Origin of the sequence: Paraburkholderia sp. CNPSo 3076 (assembly GCF_026343935.1) — a bacterium.
Taxonomy (GTDB): Bacteria; Pseudomonadota; Gammaproteobacteria; order Burkholderiales; family Burkholderiaceae; genus Paraburkholderia; species Paraburkholderia nodosa.
In genome coordinates this window covers 262,667-279,024 of record NZ_JAPMAL010000004.1, presented here as the reverse complement: position 1 = coordinate 279,024, position 16,358 = coordinate 262,667, and the positions used below count along the sequence as shown (strand labels likewise).

The window sequence follows — 16,358 nt, the reverse complement described above, 5'->3', positions numbered from 1 at the left end:
GTCAACGAATTTTATAGGAATCGATATAAAAATGAGCGAACCCGCCCGGAAACGTGGCAGGCCGAGGTTGCTGGACCGCGACGTGGGACTCGATGTCGCCGCGCGGCTGTTCTGGGAGCGTGGATACGAGGGCACCTCGATCGCCGATCTGACCGAGGCCATGGGCATCCCGCCGCCGTCCCTCTACGCAACGTACGGCTCGAAGGAGGACCTTTACAGACAGGCGCTCGACCGTGTCAGCGAGCGCGAAAACAAGGCAGCGCTGGAAGCGCTAGGCGGAAAGCTGCCGGCGCGCGATGCGATAGCGTTCTATCTGCACGACGCTGCGGAACGCTTTACCGACCCGGGAAGGCCGCGCGGCTGCATGGTTTCGACTGCCGTTCTCCAACATGCCGAAAAGAGCGAGTCTGTCGCCCAGCTGGTCTCCGCGCGACGGGAGCTTGGGCTGCAGACCCTCAAGGCACGCTTCGACCGTGCCGTCGCCGAGGGCGAGCTTGCCCCGGATACCGACACCGAAGCGCTCGCACGCTTTTATGGCGCAGTGGTGCAAGGCATGTCGGCGCAAGCCTGTGATGGGGCATGCAGGGATACACTGAAGCGGCTGGCTGATATTGCGATGTCTGCATGGCCTTCGCGTGCAGTTCATCGCCAGAACGCGGTTTCGTGAGAGAACCCGCTTTCACCAAACACGATCCAGCGCACTTATCGGTGTGCCATTCGTGATTTCCTTTGCCGTCTTCCCACGCTCGACCCGGACGATTGCCGGTAGCCACACACTATTCTTCGCGGCCGTCACTTCCGCGAGAATCGATACCGCGATTTCGGGCGGCGTACGGCTGCCGATATAGATACCGGTCGGACCGCGTAACCGTGCAAGTTGTGCGTCGCTCAGATCGAATTCTCTAAGCCGCTCTCGCCGCACAGCGTTATTGCGTCGCGAGCCAAGCGCACCGACATAAAACGCGGGTGTCTTCAGCGCTTCCATCAGTGCGAGATCATCGAGTTTAGGATCGTGCGTGAGTGTAATGATTGCACTGCGTTCGTCGAGTTTCATATCCAGGACGGTATCGTCGGGCATTGTGCGCACGAGCGTCGTGCCGGGCACATCCCATGTGTGCACGTACTCTTCGCGTGGGTCGCACACCACCACCTGATAGTCGAGCCCTGTCGCAACCTGGCATAAGTAGCGCGATAGCTGTCCCGCGCCAATAACGAGCATACGGTAACGGGGCCCGTGAATCGTCGTCAGACGTGTCTCGTTGAAGTACACACCTTCAGTCGTCCTCACTGGCCCAAGTGTGACTGCACCCGTTGTCATGTCTAGCGTGCGCGCCACCAGTTCGCCGCGACTGAGCGCTTCGTGCAGGGCCGGAATACCGCTTTGCCGGGTAATCGGCTCAAGCACGAGTTGCATCGTGCCGCCGCAAGGCAACCCGAACCGACGCGCCTCCTCGGCGCTAATGCCATATTTGACCACTTCCGGCGTCCTTTGCGCGACGCCGTATCGACGCACACGGTCGATGAGATCATCTTCGATGCAGCCGCCCGAAATGGAGCCCACCACGTAACCGTCGTCGCGCAGGACAAGCATCGCCCCCTCCGGGCGAGGCGCCGAGCCCCAAGTCTTCACCACCGTCACGAGCAGCATTCGGTGGCCTGCATCAAGCCAGCGCATCGTAGCTTCCAGCACCTCGAAATCGACACTGTTCATGCTCACATTCTCCTTCGGTACGCAGTCAAGCCCCGTCATGCACATGCACCTACTGACTGCCGAACGGCGTCTTGACCGTCAGCCTGTTGGTCACGGACCTCACGCCAGGAACGCCTTGCGCGATCTCCGTCATCTCACCGATTTGTGAGGCATCAACCACCGTCCCGTCGAGCGTCACCGCGCCGCGCTTCACCACCACGCTGATGGTGCCCGCGTTGATCTCCTTGTGCCGCGCGATCGCCGCGTAGACCTTGCGGCGCAGCGCAAAATTGTCCTTCCGGCTACTCGTCTGCGTCATGCTGCCGGAGGCTTCGGTCGCTGTGCCTTTCGACACGGTGTGCACTTCGCTCTCGCTGGCCTGCGCCCAGACGTGAATGGAGGTTGATCCAACCAGTAACCCGACAGCGATTACCAGTGCTCTGCTTGTCTTCATTGAATGCTCCGCTCAGCCACGGTGGGATCAGAAGGTGTGCCGCATGCCTATCATCGCGGCGGTGCTAGAGGTGCCCTCAGGAACCGGCGCGGCATAGGCGATTGTCTGGCTCATCTTGCCCCGGTTATTGACATGGCCAACCTGCACGTAGGCGATGGTGGCCCTGGACAAGCTGTATTCAGCACCCACCGCGTATAAATCCGATTGACTGGATGCCACGTTGCGATCCTTCAGGTAATAGAAGCCCGAGGTGACCTTAAGAGCAGAAGTGAACCTGTAGCCGAGCCCTCCGGAAATCATCTCGATGTTGCCCTGACCGCTGTTCGCCGGATCCTTGCCGATGCTGTATGACGTCGATACTGACAAGTCGTGGAACGTGTACATCGCGCCGACATAGTAAAAGCGATTGTTATCGCGCCCCGTGGACGGTGCCGTGATGATCGCGCCGGTCGCTGTCGTCGTGAAGGGATTGCTGTCGTGGCCGTTGTAGTAAGCAGCCGAGAGGTTCAGGCCGTAGTTCGAATACCTGAGCACTGCCGACTCGCGCGTGCCACCCTGGAATTGACCGGCGACGCCACCCGGCGCATATTCGAGTCCCAGCGATATGCCGTGAAACTTCGGCGACTGGTAAACAATCGCGTTGGAGTCGTACAGCGCACCGATCGCTCCGTTTGTACTGGTGCCCTGCCAGCCTGCGGCCTGATTCATGCCAAGCCATGCGGTGAGGATACTGCCGAAGAATTGCGCACCCCGTACGTCGGTGTCGGCCATCGCAAATATCATTGGCACAAACTGACGGCCCGCGTCGAGCGAGCCGAAAGGACCAGAGATGCCTAACGTCGCTTGCTGGTTGAAGATTGCGCTGGAGCCCGGTGTGTCGGACAGCCCGAACTTCCCGCTGGTACTGGTGAATGCTCCCTGGAGCCTGAAGTTGACCTTGTAACCACCGCCAATGTCTTCAACGCCCTTGAGCCCCCAGAAACTGGTGAAAATCCCTGCGTCCTTGAGTTCGTACGCGTGCCCGAGATTCACCTTCGACTGGAAATTCGGCGCATTCGCGCTTTGATACAGCAATCCCGTGTCGACGGCGCCATACAGCGTCACCGACGATTGCGCGTGTGCCGCGACCGTCCACGCAGAGAGCGTCGAGGCAACGATCACTTTCGATTTCATGTTGTCTCCAATGTCATATTTTTTGGCGGATGCGTGCCACGCTTCGAACTTCCGCGTCGTCTTTTCAGCCAGTTTCCGGCCCAAAAAATACAGCGGCCAATCCCATTCCGAAAACGGTTGCGAGAGTGATTCCCACCACACGGAAGCCCAGACTTTCCGACGCAAACGACACGACCAACGGTCCAAGCGCGGTAAAGAGACGTGCCATATTCCAGGCGAAGCCTTGTCCTGTGGCGCGAACATGGAGCGGAAAAAGCTCAGTCAGGTACAGAGCGACGATCCCAAATCCGCCCATTGCGAAAAACCCGAATCCAAGCATCGCGAAATAAAACGTCCCCAGTGTTTTCGCCCCTCCAAAAAGGGCAACGACTGCAATCCAGGCGCCAGCGCAAAACACCGCGTAGACGATCCGTCTGGAAACACGCGGTATCAGACTGACGAGGAGCAGAATCGAGGCGTATCCAAGTACCGCGCCGGCGTTGGTCGCCATGAAAGCGATGCCCGTCTGTCTCGTGAATTCCGCGTTGCCGGCGGATGGAAAGAACTCTCTCAGCAATGTGGGAAAGAGGATGGAGGCGCCCCAGCCACCAATCATCATTGCCGAGGCAATGAGCGTTCCAACTATGGTTCGACGGCGCAACTGGCTTCCAAATATCTCCGATATCGAGCCCATTTTCGGACCCGCATGACGCATTGCGGCCGCACGTGACTGCTCCCAACGCGCCGATTCCGGGGTGATGAACCGTAGGCCAAGGCTCGCGACTGCCGGTGCGGCCCCCACGCCAAGCACCCAACGCCATCCAGCGCCTGAAAGCAGGATCGCAAGCGCGGAGGCCGCAACCAGCCCTGCCACATTGGCAACCTGCATCACCTGAATGGCCTTCGCCCTGTGTTTTTCCGGCCAGGTCTCCACGACTAGCGCGGCGCCGGCGGCCCACTCTCCTCCGATGCCAAAGCCCGCCAGCATCTGAAACACAAGGAGCTGATGCCAGTCCCGCGCGAAGGCACCGGCGGCCGTGAATACCGAGTAGATCAACATCGTGCCGAGCATCACTCGGGCTCGCCCAAACCGGTCTGCCACGATACCGAACAGAATCCCGCCGATGCCCCAGCAAAGCAGCTTCGCGCCGACAATGAACCCTCCGATCCGCATGACGCTGCCCTGTGAAGCCCCGAGCAGGTCGTGAAGGGCCGGAACCATGATCATGGTGAACAGGTAGAGATCCATCGCGTCGAACATCCACCCCACAAACGCGGACGCAAGCACAATCCAGGCGGCCTTGCCCACGACAGAAACACTGACGTTGCTCCCGTGGTCCGTCGACTCAAAAGGAGTCGATTTCGTTTCCATCTTCCCGTCTCCTGATTTGTACTACTTACGATTTGACAAACACTTTCCATCAATTCGATGGCATCGCGTGTCGGGCATGACAAGGCTCAGTAGAAGCTGCTGCCGTTTGCCGACCTGACCAAACTGAACAGAAACCTCAACGAAGAGAGCTATGACGAACGCGGTCTGGCAAACCACTGCCTGCACTTCGAAACCATCGTTTTCCACAACAAACCAAGCACGGAAATCTCGTTCGTTGAGCCCGCAGCGTTGTCACGGCGCGTTGCCGCGACGGGTTCTCTTTCTCCAGTGGATGTTGAAGCGAACGCGTCTGTGTCGACCAAGGGCACCCCTGTTTCAGCCTGCCGGTCCGCAAGTTTCTCCAGCAAATTAGCCGCGAATTGACGGACCATCTGTTCCGAAACGGCGTTGATGATTCCAACTCCGCGGCCATACTGCGCCACCTGCCCCGCCATCTGCACGCTGGTGCGAACGTCAACCTGAGTGCCGGCGGCTTCACTGAGGCGCGCTAGAGAGAACGTGGTCACCGTATTGGCCGATCCCCGGTTTTTGGTCTCCTGCCATGTAGCTTCGACGCTCGCCGTATACGCGTCTGCCACCGGGGCGCTCAATTTGACGGTACCGGCGAATTCCATCGCGATTGGACCCAGCTTGACGCGAATCAGCCCCTTGTACGAATCTTTGCCGAGTGTGTCCGTGAGCGTCGCACCGGGAAAGCAGGACACCACCAGCGGGACGTCGAGTAGTGCGTTCCAGGCGTTCTCGATAGTCGAGTCGACTGCAAAGCGATTTACGATTTCCATACTTCCCCACCTTCATCCGTGTATTTCTCGAACAGGTCTAATAAAACTTCCGCGTACGCGTCGGGCGTATCAACACATGCGAGGTGCGCGGCAGCGCCCAGCGTTCGCTCCTTCGCGCCCGGGATTCCCTGTGCCAACTTCGCCGATACGGCTCTGGGTATGCTCATGTCGAGTTCGGCGTTCAACACGAGCGTCGGCACCTCGATGTTGCGCAAAAGACCGGACACGTCATCCGTGGAAATGGCGCGCAATATTTCCAGGTAATCCGTTGAAGCCATCGCCGCAATCTGCTGGGCAAGTCGCTCCCGCTTCGGATACGCGGTGTTCCTGTGGAGGGTCTGCTCCACGTACATGCGCGCAAAGAGATGCATAGGCAGTTTTTTCAACATCCCTTCGGCTGCGGCGAGCCGCTTTTCCATCGCGGGTCCTGAAACGCCTGCGTAAGCGCTCGACAAGACCATGACAGCAACGCGTCGACCCAACTTCGCGGCAACGCGTACCGCAGTCAGTCCCCCCATCGAGATGCCCACCAGGCCAAAACAATCGAGACCAATGGCCTCCGCCACTGCGACGACGTCGTTGGCGACTGCGTCCGCATTCCACACGCTTCGCTTCGTCGAGTCGCCGTGACCTCGGGCATCTATCGCCACGACTCTATATTTCGCGGTGAGTGCGGGCAGAATATCGTCCCACAGCGCGCTCGATGTGCCGAGACTATGGAGCAAAACGACCGCAGGCCCGCTACCGATGTCGATATAGGCAATGCGCTCGCCGTCGACGCTCAGAAACCGCTTGTCGTGGGACGGCACGAACGGCGCTGTCACGTCGAGGCGAGCCGCAATCGATTCCGCCAGAACGTCGGCGGCAAGCGTGGCAAGCTTGGGCGAATGCGGACCGGCCGATTCGCGCAGGAAGGTCTTGACTCCACGTAATGCCTGCGGAGCCCGGCTGTTCATGAAAGCAATGAACTCGTCCTGCGCCTTGTCCAGTTCCCAGGGAGCGACTATGTCGCCGATAAGCCCATACTCCAGAGCGGTCGTCGCGTCGATGGGCCGGCCCGTCAAAACCAGACGCGAAATCGCCTTCACATGGACACGCGCGACGAGCACGGACATCAGCAGTGCGGGCGCAAACTGCTTCTCCAGTTCGTTGGCTTCGAACTGGCTACGCACGTCGGCGACTGCATAGTCGCACGCTGCAACGATTGCGCAACCCATACCTGAAGCGAGCCCTTTGACGAAACAGGCAACCGGTACCGCACTCGAACGGATTGCCTCATAGAGTGCGAGAATGGGCGCCGCCCCCCGTTCCTTGATTGCGGGGCGGGGATCTTCCATTGGGGAAAGTGCCGGCGGTGGCGATGCGGCCCGGCCTGTGCAGAAGTTCTCGCCCTCCCCGGACAACACGATTGCCACGGTGCTCTCGGGAGGATCGCTGATCACCTCGGTGAGCGCTCGCATCATTGCGTCATCCAGCTCGTTCCTGCCGTCAGCGCTGTTCAGGGCGATATGCAGAACATGACCCTTCATCTTCAGCAGAAGCTTTTCATGCATTCCGATCTCCACGTTCATCGCGATTTCACGCCGGGTGATGGCATGCCCGGTACAAACTGCCGAACGACTCCCTGGTTCTGAAGTGTCCTCAGTTCTTCGATACCCAGGCCGATGTACTCTCCAAGCACGTCGTTCGTATGCTCCCCCAGATGGGGTGGGTAACTCGCACCGACAGGCCCCGAGGTATCAAGCTTGATTGGGTTGCCGGGCACGCGCACATGTGATCCCGCTCGACTGCGAAGCTCGACGAGCATGTCTCTGTGCGCGACCTGAGAGGCGTTCAGTGCTTTATCCACCGTCTTGACCAGAGCGGCCGGAATCGAGGCCGAATTCAGCGAATCGAGCCAACTCTGCGCTGGTTCGGACCGGAAGCGCGCCTCCAGTGTTTCCCATAGCGCCACCTTGTTTGCCAGGCGTTCGGCCGGATCCTTGAATCTCGGGTCGTGGACGAGGTGTGGCAAACCGACTGCCTTGCACAGGTCCGCCCACATACGTTCGGTGTTGGCGGTCACGACCAGTGAAACGCCGTCGCCACATTCGAACGCGCGGTAAGTCGGTATCGAATCGTGGCCTCGTCCCTGTGGTTCCGGCACTTCGCCCGACAGCAGGTAATAGGCGCCTTGATAACAAAGCATCGCGATTTGCGCATCGAGCATCGATACATCAACGAACCGTCCTTCGCCGGTAGTTTGGCGCTCGACCAGCGCAGCCAGTATGCCCATTACGCCATACATGCCGGCCGCAAGGTCGCCGATCGGAATGCCAGCGCGAACGGGCGCCCGCCCGGGCTCTCCGGTCAGACTCATGCCCCCCGACATCGCCTGCACGATCATGTCGTAAGCGGGAAGATCCCTGTCCGGGCCGGTCTGTCCGAAGCCGCTGATACTGCAATAGACGAGTCGCGGATTGCGCTCGCGAAGCTCCGCTTGACCGAGTCCGAGCCGTTCCATTACACCCGGGCGATTGTTTTCTACAAGGACATCTGAATGCGCCGCCAGCTCCCGAACGAGTTCCGCTCCCCTCTCCGTCTTGAGGTCAATGACAACACTCTTCTTGTTGCGATTGACCGCGAGATAGTAGGCGCTGTCCCCCTCTACGAAATGGGGAGGCACGCCGCGTGAAAGTTCGCCCGCCGGCGGCTCGATCTTGATGATCTCAGCACCGAGGTCACCGAGGATTTGCGTTCCAAAAGGTCCCGACAGGAACTGCGTGAGGTCCAGAACCCTCACACCGCTCAGCGGACCAGTTTTTCCAGAGTCCATTTCGTTATCCTGCAAGTTCTTCGTTCGAGGTGTGTCGGGGGGCGACGTCGCTGTAGGCGCCGGCGGCATGCAGACGATCAAAGATCATTTCAGGCAGCACGGGGGTTTCGTCAAAACGGATAGACCAATGGCTCAGCGCATCCTCAATGGCACTGACGATCGCCGCGGATGCAGGAATCGTCCCGCTCTCCCCGGCGCCTTTGACGCCAAGAGGGTTGTTCGGCGAGGGGGAAACGAGATGCGCCATCGCGATGCGGGATGGCATGTCGAGCGCGCCTGGCAGCAGAAACTCGGCGAAATTCGTCGCGAGCGGCTGGGCATTCTCGTCGTAGGCGTGGCGCTCGAGCAGCGTATTGCCGATCCCATGGGAAATCGCGCCAATCACTTGCCCCTCGACGAGCATCGGATTGATCACGTTCCCGCAATCGTGCGCAACGCCATAACACAGGACCTTCACGTAGCCAGTCCCGATATCCACCTCGACTTCCGCGAACGCCGTTCCGTTGGCGTAGACACTGGCTTTCGGGGAGAAATAATGCGTGACGGTCATGCCTGCATCCAGCCCGTCAGGAAGCGTGAACCCAGGTATCCCATAAGACATTTGAGCGATTTTCCCGAGCGGCAACGCCCTTTCTGGCTGACCTCGCACGCGTACGACGCCACGCGCGATCTCGATCTGATCCAGCGGAACGCGAAGGGCGTTCGCAGCCAGCGCCCTGATTTTTCCGGCGAGCTTGCCGCATGCGATATGAACGGCATTTCCGGCGTTGACGGTGATCCGGCTCGCGAATGTCCCGATGCCCATTGCAAGCTTGGCCGTATCGCCGACGACTACCGTTATGGCATCCATCCCGACACCGAGCTGATCGGCCGCTATCTGGGCAAAGATGGTTTTCATTCCTTGCCCCTGCGCGCCGGCGCCACCGACGTCCAGATGTATGCGTCCGTCGTTTTGCAGCGTGACTTCCGCCCCTTCATAAGGACCGAGACCGCAACCTTCGACGTAGTTGGCAAAGCCGATCCCGAGATACCGTTGCTGCGTGCGCGCGTCCTCCTGACGGGCGCGAAACGCGTCCAGACCGGCAAGCTCGACCGCCTTTTCCTGAGTCTCCGGATAGTCTCCGGAGTCATACACCATCTGCGAACCGTCGCGGAATATCAGGCCGGTTTTGTACGGCAGCTGTTCCGGCTGCACGAAATTGCGGCGTCGAATTTCCAGGCGGGTGAGGCCGATCTGGTCGGCTGCCGCATCGAGCATCCGCTCCATCGCGAATACCGCTTTAGGCCGTCCCGCGCCACGCACCGGCGTGGTCGGCACCATGTTCGTGCACGCGACTTTCAGCTTCACGTCGAATGCCGGGACGACATACGGACCCAGCGACGAGGTCACCGCGATGATCGGCACGACAATGCCCCACGGCACGTACGCACCGTTATCGTGGACCACGGAGCCGCGCACGCCGAGGATCTTTCCGTCCTTGTCGAGCGCCATCTCGAGATCCCACAGTTGATCGCGCTCCTGGGTAATGCACAGGAAGTGCTCGCGCCGATCTTCGGTCCACTTGACCGGCACACCTAGCCTGAGTGCCGCGGAGGCCACGACGAACTCTTCCGGATAGGCGATACCCTTGGGACCGAACGCCCCTCCGACGTCCGGCATGATGACGCGGATCTTCGCTTCGTCGTAGCGGAGCGCTTGCGCGAGAAGACGTCTTTCGAGGTGCGGCGCCTGGCCTGAATTCCAGACGGTCAGGTCCCCGGTGCCGCCATCGAGCCGCGCGAGGGTCGCGCGGCACTCCATCGGGTGCGCAGTTCCACGATGATGGAATGTCTCGCGCTTGACCACGTGCGCTGCGCTCGCAAAAGCCGAGTCGACTTCGCCGAACGCAAACGGCATGTCGAGCAGGACGTTTGTCGGAACGTCACTGTGAGCCCGCGGCGCATCCGGGTCGAATATCTTCCTGATGTCGCCGGCAACAGGCAGTACCTCGTAATCGATCTGCACCAGGTTAGCGGCGTCTTCCGCGATGTACCGGCTTTCGGCAAGGACAACTGCAACCGCCTCGCCGACGTAGCACACCTCGTCCGCAGCCAGCGGCGACCACATGCGCGGCTCATTGAGCATGTGAGTGGGGGCGAGGACAGGCAACGGCCGCCGAAGCGCTTCATCCAGGTCGGCGGATGTCCAGACATGCTGTACGCCCGGTACAGCCTTTGCTGCTTGCGTATCGACGTGCCTGATGCGGGCGTGCGCGTGCGACGATCGCACGAAACAGCAATGCAACGTTCCAGCAAGGTGGATATCGTCGACGAATTGCCCCTCGCCCTTGAGCAGCGCGGGGTCTTCCGTACGCTTGACCGGCTTGCCGACATATCGCGCGCCTACGGCCGAATCTCGGGGGGGATCGCTGTTTTTTGAGTGTGCGATAACCAGTCCGAAAACGGGATCAGGCTCGCCGCGCATTCGGGCGGCCGCGAGCAGCGCCGCTTCGACAATGGCCTGATAGCCTGTGCAGCGACAGATGTTCCCGCTGATCGCATCGCGGACTTCCGCCTCGGACGGGTCGGGGTTGGCCTCCAGAAACTCCGTGAGCGTGGTCAACATGCCTGGGGTGCAGTATCCGCACTGCAACGCATGGCGATCCTGAAACGCCTGCTGCAGGATGCCGAGCGAGCCGTCAGTATTCGTCAGCCCCTCTACGGTTGTGACCTTCCGCCCGTCGACCTGACCACAAAGCAGAAGGCATGAGCGCATGGACCGTCCATCCACCAGTACCGTGCATGCCCCGCAAACACCATGCTCACAGCCATAATGCGTGCCTGTCTTGCCGAGCTCGTGACGAAGAAAATCGCCGAGCGTCACTCTGGGGTCGATGTCGCAGGTCATTGCCTGTCCGTTCAGTCCGAAGGCAATCCTTCGCTGTTCTACGAATTCGATTCTCTGATCCATGATTCCCTCAGCTTGCGTTCAATGCGCGAGCGAACGCGCGCCCAAGCGCACGCTCGGTCACGGTGCACGCGAGGCGTTTCCGATATGCGCCACTGGCACTCGTGTCGCCAATGGCATCAATCCAGCTTGCTCTGCTGGCTGCTACCTTTGCGAGACCGTCGCTGGGCTGCAGCCCCTGGAGGACGTCGTCAAGCTGCAGACGACAAGGTTTGCCGCCCATCCCGCACAGGACGACATCAGCACGGCCGATAGCGCGATTTGCGTCGACGGACACCATGGCCGCGGCGCCGACGATTGCGAAGTCCCCATGCCTGCGCGCGAATTCCTCGAACGCATATCCGTGCGGCTCGTTCCAGATGCGAAGGCGAATTTGCGTCACCATTTCGTCCGATTCGATCGAAGTCGTCATGAAGCCGCACGCGAACTCATGAAATGGGATACGCCGCTCTCCGCGGGGTCCCACAGCGACGATGGTCGCATTGAAGATTTCGGCGAGTGCGGGCTGCTCCGAGGCCGGGTCGAGGTTGCAAACGCTTCCGACAAAAGTGCCCCGATTTCGCGTCTGAATATGGCCGACCAATCGATACGCCTCGACCATCAGCGGTGCGTATTGATGAATCAGAGGAGAGTGCTCGATATCCCGCTGGCGAACCAGTGCGCCGATGCAGACCTCGCCGCCTTCCAACGCTATCTCGTTGAGGCCGGGTATCGCGTTCAAGTCGATCAGATGGTCCACATACGCGTAACGCATGGCCAGCATCGGCATCAGCGTCTGCCCGCCAGCGATGAGGCGTGCGTTGTCCAGCGTGGCAAGCAGCTCGACAGCACGCGCCACGCTTTCCGGGCGGTGCCAGGTAAAGGGTGCTGATTTCACTTCTCACCTTCCAAGAATGTGTATTGCGCAGGCACCGTGATCGAAGCCGTAGGTACCTCCGCCGGTGATGTGCGCCAGCCCGATTCGCGGACCGCGCGACTTGTCTTTCGCTACCTGCCGTGCGCCGCAGCGACCCTGCAACTGACGGGTTATTTCGACGATCTGCGCGATTCCTGACGCGCCAAGCGGATGGCCCCTGCAGAGCAGACCGCCGGACGGGTTGAACGGAATCCGCCCGTTCAGCGACGTTTGACCTTCTCTGATCAAACCCGCCCCCTCTCCGTGGCGGGCAAAACCCAGTGCTTCGTAGTACAGCAATTCGGCAATGGTGAAGGCGTCGTGACACTCGACGAGATCGATGTCGGAAGGGCCGATGCCGCAGGATTCGTAGGTTTCGTTCGCACAACGCATCGTGACCTCGGGAGTCGTCATATCCCTGCCTCCCTGCATGTAACGGCCCGACGTCAGATGGGACGCAAGAATCGTCACGGCGCCTTGCCGATTCGCAATGGCAAGGCCGGAGGCCGCAAGTACCACCGCCGATGCGCCGTCGCCCAGCGGGCAGCACTGATGCAACGTCAGCGGCGAGGCCACCTGTCGGCTGCCGAGCACCTCATCCACCGAAATGGTGCTGCGGATCTGTGCATAGGGGTTGAGCGCACCATTCGCCCTGGCCTTGACCGCGATCTGCGCGAGATCGCGAGGCGATAAATCGAATTCGTGCATGTATCGCTGTGCGCGCATTGCGTACAGCGCCGGCATCGTCAATCCGTTCGCCGCCTCGACATCCTCATCGCCCAGGTCAAGCGGGCCGCCCCCGAGACGAGTCAATTGCTCTGCTCCGACCACGACGGCACAATCCACCGCCCCCGCGGCAATCGCGAGCCAGGCGTGCCGAAATGCGCTCGCTGACGACGAGCAGGCATTTTCGAAATTCGCCGCTTCGATGCCGGTCAGCCCCGTCTCCCGTGCGATACGTTGGGCGGCCAATGGACCACCGGATACCGTTCCGCAATACATGGCGCCGATGCGCGATCGATCGATTCCAGCTTCGTCAAGTGCTTCGATGACCGCTGGCGCGGCGAGTTGTGGAAGACTCACTTCCGGGAAACGCCCAAAGCGAACCATGCCTGTGCCAACGACGCTCACGCTCCTCAAACCGTTCGTCACGCTCATGAACTTGCCTGCCCGGAAACTTCGCCGGGCGCGGCAAAGAAGTAGATGAACTGGCTCGCTCGTTTGTTTGCTGGTTTCACTCGCAATTCGAGTTGCTGCCCCGTCTGGACAGCGCCAACCTCCATTTCGATGCGCCCGAAAACCCTCAGGCCGTCACTAAAGTCCACATAACCGACGGTATAGGGCGTGTCGACGCCCCTTGGTCCCATATGCACCACGCTGTGGCAGTAGAGGGTGCCGATTGCCGGCAACGGCAACGCAACGAAGTCACGACCGCCGCAGTGCGGGCACACGGTGAGTACCGGATAGATTGGCGCTTCGCAACCGGAGCACTTCGCCCCGAGTAATGACCAGCCCTTCCCGCCTCTAACAACCGAGGCTGTGCCTAATCGTCTGAAACCGTTCACGCTGGCTCCCATTTCTGTTTGAGCTTCATGGTGTAGTGTGTATTACACTATAGTATTAAGCGGCAGCGAGAAAGGTAGGGAAAACCCGGCACTGCCGATGCGTCCGATTCCGAAAGACGTTCCGCAGTCTCGCTTGCTGGCGATTTTTGCCAACGGGGGGCAGAATGCCTTCCAGACCGATAGTTTTGGAGCTCGTGAGTGGAAATAGCGAAGGCAGGAAGAAAGAAGCCCATCTCGCGGGGAGAGGCTTCCTCGAAGGACGGCGTAGAGGGATATCAGCAGCGCGTTAGCAGGGAAAAGCGCGCGCTGATCCTGGAGGTTGCGATCGCAACGTTCCTGGAAAGCGGATACGACGCGGCCACGATGGATTCCATTGGCGATCGCGCGACAGTGTCATACGCGACCCTGTACAAACATTTTCCCAGCAAGGAAACGCTATTCGTCGAAGCGGTGGACCATTTGATCCATCAGCTATTCTCAAGCTGGAAAGATCACGTCGTGCCCGACGATGTCGAACCCGGCCTGCGCGAAATTGGACGCGCATTCTGCGAACTCGTTTCGGATCCGCGTTTGATTTCCGCGATGCGCCTGATCATTGGGCAAGTGCGAAACTTTCCCGCCGTGGGCGCCCGCTTTCAACTTGCTAAGCATTTATTCAGCGATATTACGGACGCCTGGTTGCAAAGGCGCGTTGACGAAGGCGAGATGCGTGTTGCCGACGTACAGCTCGCACGCGCAGAGTTCATTGGCATGCTGGGCGAAACCGTTTTTTATCCTCGCCTGATGCAAACCGATTACGCCCTATCCGACGATCACGTAGAACGCATCGTCGAGAGCGCCGTTTGCACTTTCCTGGCGCGATATCGCGTGCAATGAATCGCATCGCAGCGATCGCGCCGCGTCCCTCCCGCTGCGGGGTCTACCAGACAACAATCGCAGCCGCAACTGCGACGAGATCGACATGAGCGACTCCAATGACATTCGCTTCCTGCTGACCATACAGGAAGCGGGCAGCCTCATTGCGGCAGCGAGAAAGCTTGGGCTTTCGCCGCCAGCGGTCACGCAGCGGTTGCAGCAGATCGAAAGAAAACTCGATCTCCGTCTCGTCGACCGCACCGCTCGCCGCTTACGGTTCACGGAAGAGGGAATGCTGCTGTGTCAACGCGGCGCGCGCCTGGTGACACAGTTCGACACGCTGTTCGAGGATTTGCGCGCACGCCGCGGCGGGCTCGTCGGCACCGTGAGGGTTCGCGCGCCACTAGGTTTCGGGCGGCGCTATCTCGCTTCCGTCGTATCCGGCTTCCAGCAAGGCAACCCCGACGTCGACATCGAGTTGACGCTCACCGATCAACCATTGATTGAGTCGGCCGACCGCTATGACATCGTGGTTCACATCGGCGAGCTGCCTGCGTCCAATATGATCGGCTACGCGATTGCGCCGAATGCACGTTTCGTGTGTGCATCCCCCGCGTTTCTGAAGCGCTTTCCGAAGCCGGAAACCCCTGACGACCTGGCGCAACTGCCATGTATCGTGCTGCGAGAGAACAACGAAGATGCATCGCTCTGGCGGTTCCGCAAGGGCCGCACGGCGCGCAGCATCCGCGTGTCGTCGAAGTTGAGCTGTAACGATGGCGAGGTGATACGCCAATGGGCGTGTGAGGGCCGCGGCGTCATTCTCCGCTCGGAATGGGACGTTGCCGGCGATATCGCGAAGGGAAACCTCGTGCGACTGCTCCCTGCATGGAAGACGCACGACGCCGATGTGATCGCGCTCACCAACAATCGCGCCGGCTTGCCCACCCGCACCCGGCAATTCATGCAATATCTGCAGGCACAGTTTCGGCCACAGCCGCCGTGGCGAAGCCAGACGACGCCTCGAAAGACATTCAATCTTTCTGAATGATTGATTTCGTCTGACTGAATTCCCGGCGCCTGGTCGACCTCTATACTTGATGCCATGAACGAACCGCATGGAGGCCTCGCTCATGAGCAATCCATCTGTACCGACCGGCTATCCGAAGGCGGTCCTCTTCGATCTCCTGACTGCACTGCTCGACTCGTGGACGCTCTGGAACCGTTGCGCAGGCTCGGAACAGGCGGGGCGTGCGTGGCGCGCCGAGTATTTGCGTCTAACCTACGGGTGCGGGCGCTATGTCGCTTACGAACAGCTGGTAAAGGAATCCGCGGCGCACGTGGGCTTGCCCGAATCCGCCGCACTCGCGCTTGAGGCAGACTGGCTTCAGCTGACCCCGTGGAGCGGTGCTGTCGAGGCGTTGCAACAACTTCAATCGCATTGCCAGATCGCCATCGTAACCAACTGCTCGATACGACTTGGCCGCCAGGCGGCAGGAATCATTCCCGTCAAATGGGATGCGGTGATCACCGCCGAAGAAGCCGGAACCTACAAACCCGACCCGACGCCCTATCGCCTGGCGCTCGACGTGCTCGGCGTGACGCCTTCGGAGGCCGTCTTCGTCGCCGGATCGAGCTACGACATGTTCGGCACCGCCTCGGTCGGCTTGCGGACTTATTGGCACAACAGGGTTGCCCTGCCATTGGTAGAAGGTGCGCCGCCTCCTGAAATCGAGGCGCCGACACTGGAAGCACTTGTGCCCTGGTGTAGCCGGTTTGACGCTTCGACGCACAACAACCTGCCCGTCTGAAA

15 protein-coding genes are annotated in these 16,358 nt (G+C 60.2%); 4 read left to right on the top strand and 11 right to left on the bottom strand.

The features are described 5' to 3' along the window. The first annotated feature begins 31 nt into the window (after nt 1-31). A complete protein-coding gene (locus tag M3A49_RS07140) occupies nt 32-667 on the top strand; it encodes a TetR/AcrR family transcriptional regulator (protein ID WP_266228059.1) in 636 nt (211 codons plus the stop codon). Nucleotides 668-679: 12 nt separating this feature from the next. On the opposite strand, the gene M3A49_RS07135 is transcribed toward M3A49_RS07140, so the two are convergent. The 11 genes from M3A49_RS07135 to M3A49_RS07085 all read right to left on the bottom strand — a co-directional run bounded on the left by M3A49_RS07135 (nt 680) and on the right by M3A49_RS07085 (nt 13,693). Next, nucleotides 680-1,711 carry an XdhC family protein gene (locus M3A49_RS07135; protein ID WP_266228058.1) on the bottom strand — a complete coding sequence of 344 codons (1,032 nt, stop codon included), beginning with the start codon at nt 1,709-1,711 and terminating at the stop codon, nt 680-682. A 49-nt stretch (nt 1,712-1,760) separates the two neighbouring features. Continuing rightward, on the bottom strand, nt 1,761-2,144 hold the full coding sequence (locus tag M3A49_RS07130) for a BON domain-containing protein (RefSeq protein ID WP_266228057.1): 384 nt from the start codon (nt 2,142-2,144) through the stop codon (nt 1,761-1,763). Between the two features lie 27 nt (nt 2,145-2,171). After that, nucleotides 2,172-3,317: a porin gene (locus M3A49_RS07125; RefSeq protein WP_266228056.1), complete on the bottom strand. Its 1,146-nt coding sequence runs from the start codon at nt 3,315-3,317 to the stop codon at nt 2,172-2,174. A gap of 64 nt (nt 3,318-3,381) precedes the next feature. After that, on the bottom strand, nt 3,382-4,668 hold the full coding sequence (locus M3A49_RS07120) for an MFS transporter (protein WP_266228055.1): 1,287 nt from the start codon (nt 4,666-4,668) through the stop codon (nt 3,382-3,384). 149 nt (nt 4,669-4,817) lie between these two features. Further along, nucleotides 4,818-5,471 carry an SRPBCC family protein gene (locus tag M3A49_RS07115; RefSeq protein WP_266228054.1) on the bottom strand — a complete coding sequence of 218 codons (654 nt, stop codon included), beginning with the start codon at nt 5,469-5,471 and terminating at the stop codon, nt 4,818-4,820. Next, nucleotides 5,459-7,024, bottom strand: coding sequence for an alpha/beta fold hydrolase (locus M3A49_RS07110; protein WP_266228053.1), 1,566 nt, complete (start codon nt 7,022-7,024; stop codon nt 5,459-5,461). Before M3A49_RS07110 ends, M3A49_RS07115 begins: the two co-directional genes overlap by 13 nt. 14 nt (nt 7,025-7,038) lie before the next feature. Then, a complete protein-coding gene (locus M3A49_RS07105; RefSeq protein ID WP_266228052.1) occupies nt 7,039-8,286 on the bottom strand; it encodes a CaiB/BaiF CoA transferase family protein in 1,248 nt (415 codons plus the stop codon). A gap of 4 nt (nt 8,287-8,290) precedes the next feature. Next, a complete protein-coding gene (locus M3A49_RS07100) occupies nt 8,291-11,236 on the bottom strand; it encodes a molybdopterin-dependent oxidoreductase (protein WP_266228050.1) in 2,946 nt (981 codons plus the stop codon). Between the two features lie 7 nt (nt 11,237-11,243). Beyond that, nucleotides 11,244-12,110 (bottom strand): FAD binding domain-containing protein, encoded by an 867-nt coding sequence (locus M3A49_RS07095; protein WP_254354497.1) that lies wholly within the window; start codon nt 12,108-12,110, stop codon nt 11,244-11,246. A 3-nt stretch (nt 12,111-12,113) separates the two neighbouring features. Next, nucleotides 12,114-13,373 carry a thiolase family protein gene (locus tag M3A49_RS07090; RefSeq protein WP_254354602.1) on the bottom strand — a complete coding sequence of 420 codons (1,260 nt, stop codon included), beginning with the start codon at nt 13,371-13,373 and terminating at the stop codon, nt 12,114-12,116. Continuing rightward, nucleotides 13,283-13,693 (bottom strand): Zn-ribbon domain-containing OB-fold protein, encoded by a 411-nt coding sequence (locus M3A49_RS07085; RefSeq protein WP_254354498.1) that lies wholly within the window; start codon nt 13,691-13,693, stop codon nt 13,283-13,285. The genes M3A49_RS07090 and M3A49_RS07085 overlap by 91 nt, the downstream gene beginning before the upstream one ends. A 198-nt stretch (nt 13,694-13,891) precedes the next feature. Here M3A49_RS07085 and M3A49_RS07080 point away from each other — a divergent pair, with 198 nt between their 5' ends. The 3 genes from M3A49_RS07080 (at nt 13,892) to M3A49_RS07070 (ending at nt 16,356) form a co-directional block, all read left to right on the top strand. Beyond that, nucleotides 13,892-14,569 carry a TetR/AcrR family transcriptional regulator gene (locus M3A49_RS07080; protein WP_266228049.1) on the top strand — a complete coding sequence of 226 codons (678 nt, stop codon included), beginning with the start codon at nt 13,892-13,894 and terminating at the stop codon, nt 14,567-14,569. Nucleotides 14,570-14,654: 85 nt separating this feature from the next. Beyond that, nucleotides 14,655-15,596: a LysR family transcriptional regulator gene (locus tag M3A49_RS07075; RefSeq protein WP_266228048.1), complete on the top strand. Its 942-nt coding sequence runs from the start codon at nt 14,655-14,657 to the stop codon at nt 15,594-15,596. Nucleotides 15,597-15,678: 82 nt separating this feature from the next. Further along, the gene (locus tag M3A49_RS07070) at nt 15,679-16,356 is read left to right on the top strand and encodes an HAD-IA family hydrolase (protein ID WP_266228046.1); all 678 of its coding nucleotides are present in this window, start codon (nt 15,679-15,681) and stop codon (nt 16,354-16,356) included. Nucleotides 16,357-16,358: the final 2 nt, after the last annotated feature.

Excerpts from the sequence above, each read along its gene's own strand:
- M3A49_RS07070 (WP_266228046.1), top strand. The coding sequence starts at position 15,679 with ATGAGCAATCCATCTGTACCGACCGGCTATCCGAAGGCGGTCCTCTTC.
- M3A49_RS07100 (WP_266228050.1), bottom strand. The coding sequence starts at position 11,236 with ATGGATCAGAGAATCGAATTCGTAGAACAGCGAAGGATTGCCTTCGGA.
- M3A49_RS07105 (WP_266228052.1), bottom strand. The coding sequence starts at position 8,286 with ATGGACTCTGGAAAAACTGGTCCGCTGAGCGGTGTGAGGGTTCTGGAC.
- M3A49_RS07110 (WP_266228053.1), bottom strand. The coding sequence starts at position 7,024 with ATGCATGAAAAGCTTCTGCTGAAGATGAAGGGTCATGTTCTGCATATC.
- M3A49_RS07130 (WP_266228057.1), bottom strand. The coding sequence starts at position 2,144 with ATGAAGACAAGCAGAGCACTGGTAATCGCTGTCGGGTTACTGGTTGGA.
- M3A49_RS07135 (WP_266228058.1), bottom strand. The coding sequence starts at position 1,711 with ATGAACAGTGTCGATTTCGAGGTGCTGGAAGCTACGATGCGCTGGCTT.
- M3A49_RS07125 (WP_266228056.1), bottom strand. The coding sequence starts at position 3,317 with ATGAAATCGAAAGTGATCGTTGCCTCGACGCTCTCTGCGTGGACGGTC.
- M3A49_RS07140 (WP_266228059.1), top strand. The coding sequence starts at position 32 with ATGAGCGAACCCGCCCGGAAACGTGGCAGGCCGAGGTTGCTGGACCGC.
- M3A49_RS07115 (WP_266228054.1), bottom strand. The coding sequence starts at position 5,471 with ATGGAAATCGTAAATCGCTTTGCAGTCGACTCGACTATCGAGAACGCC.
- M3A49_RS07120 (WP_266228055.1), bottom strand. The coding sequence starts at position 4,668 with ATGGAAACGAAATCGACTCCTTTTGAGTCGACGGACCACGGGAGCAAC.
- M3A49_RS07075 (WP_266228048.1), top strand. The coding sequence starts at position 14,655 with ATGAGCGACTCCAATGACATTCGCTTCCTGCTGACCATACAGGAAGCG.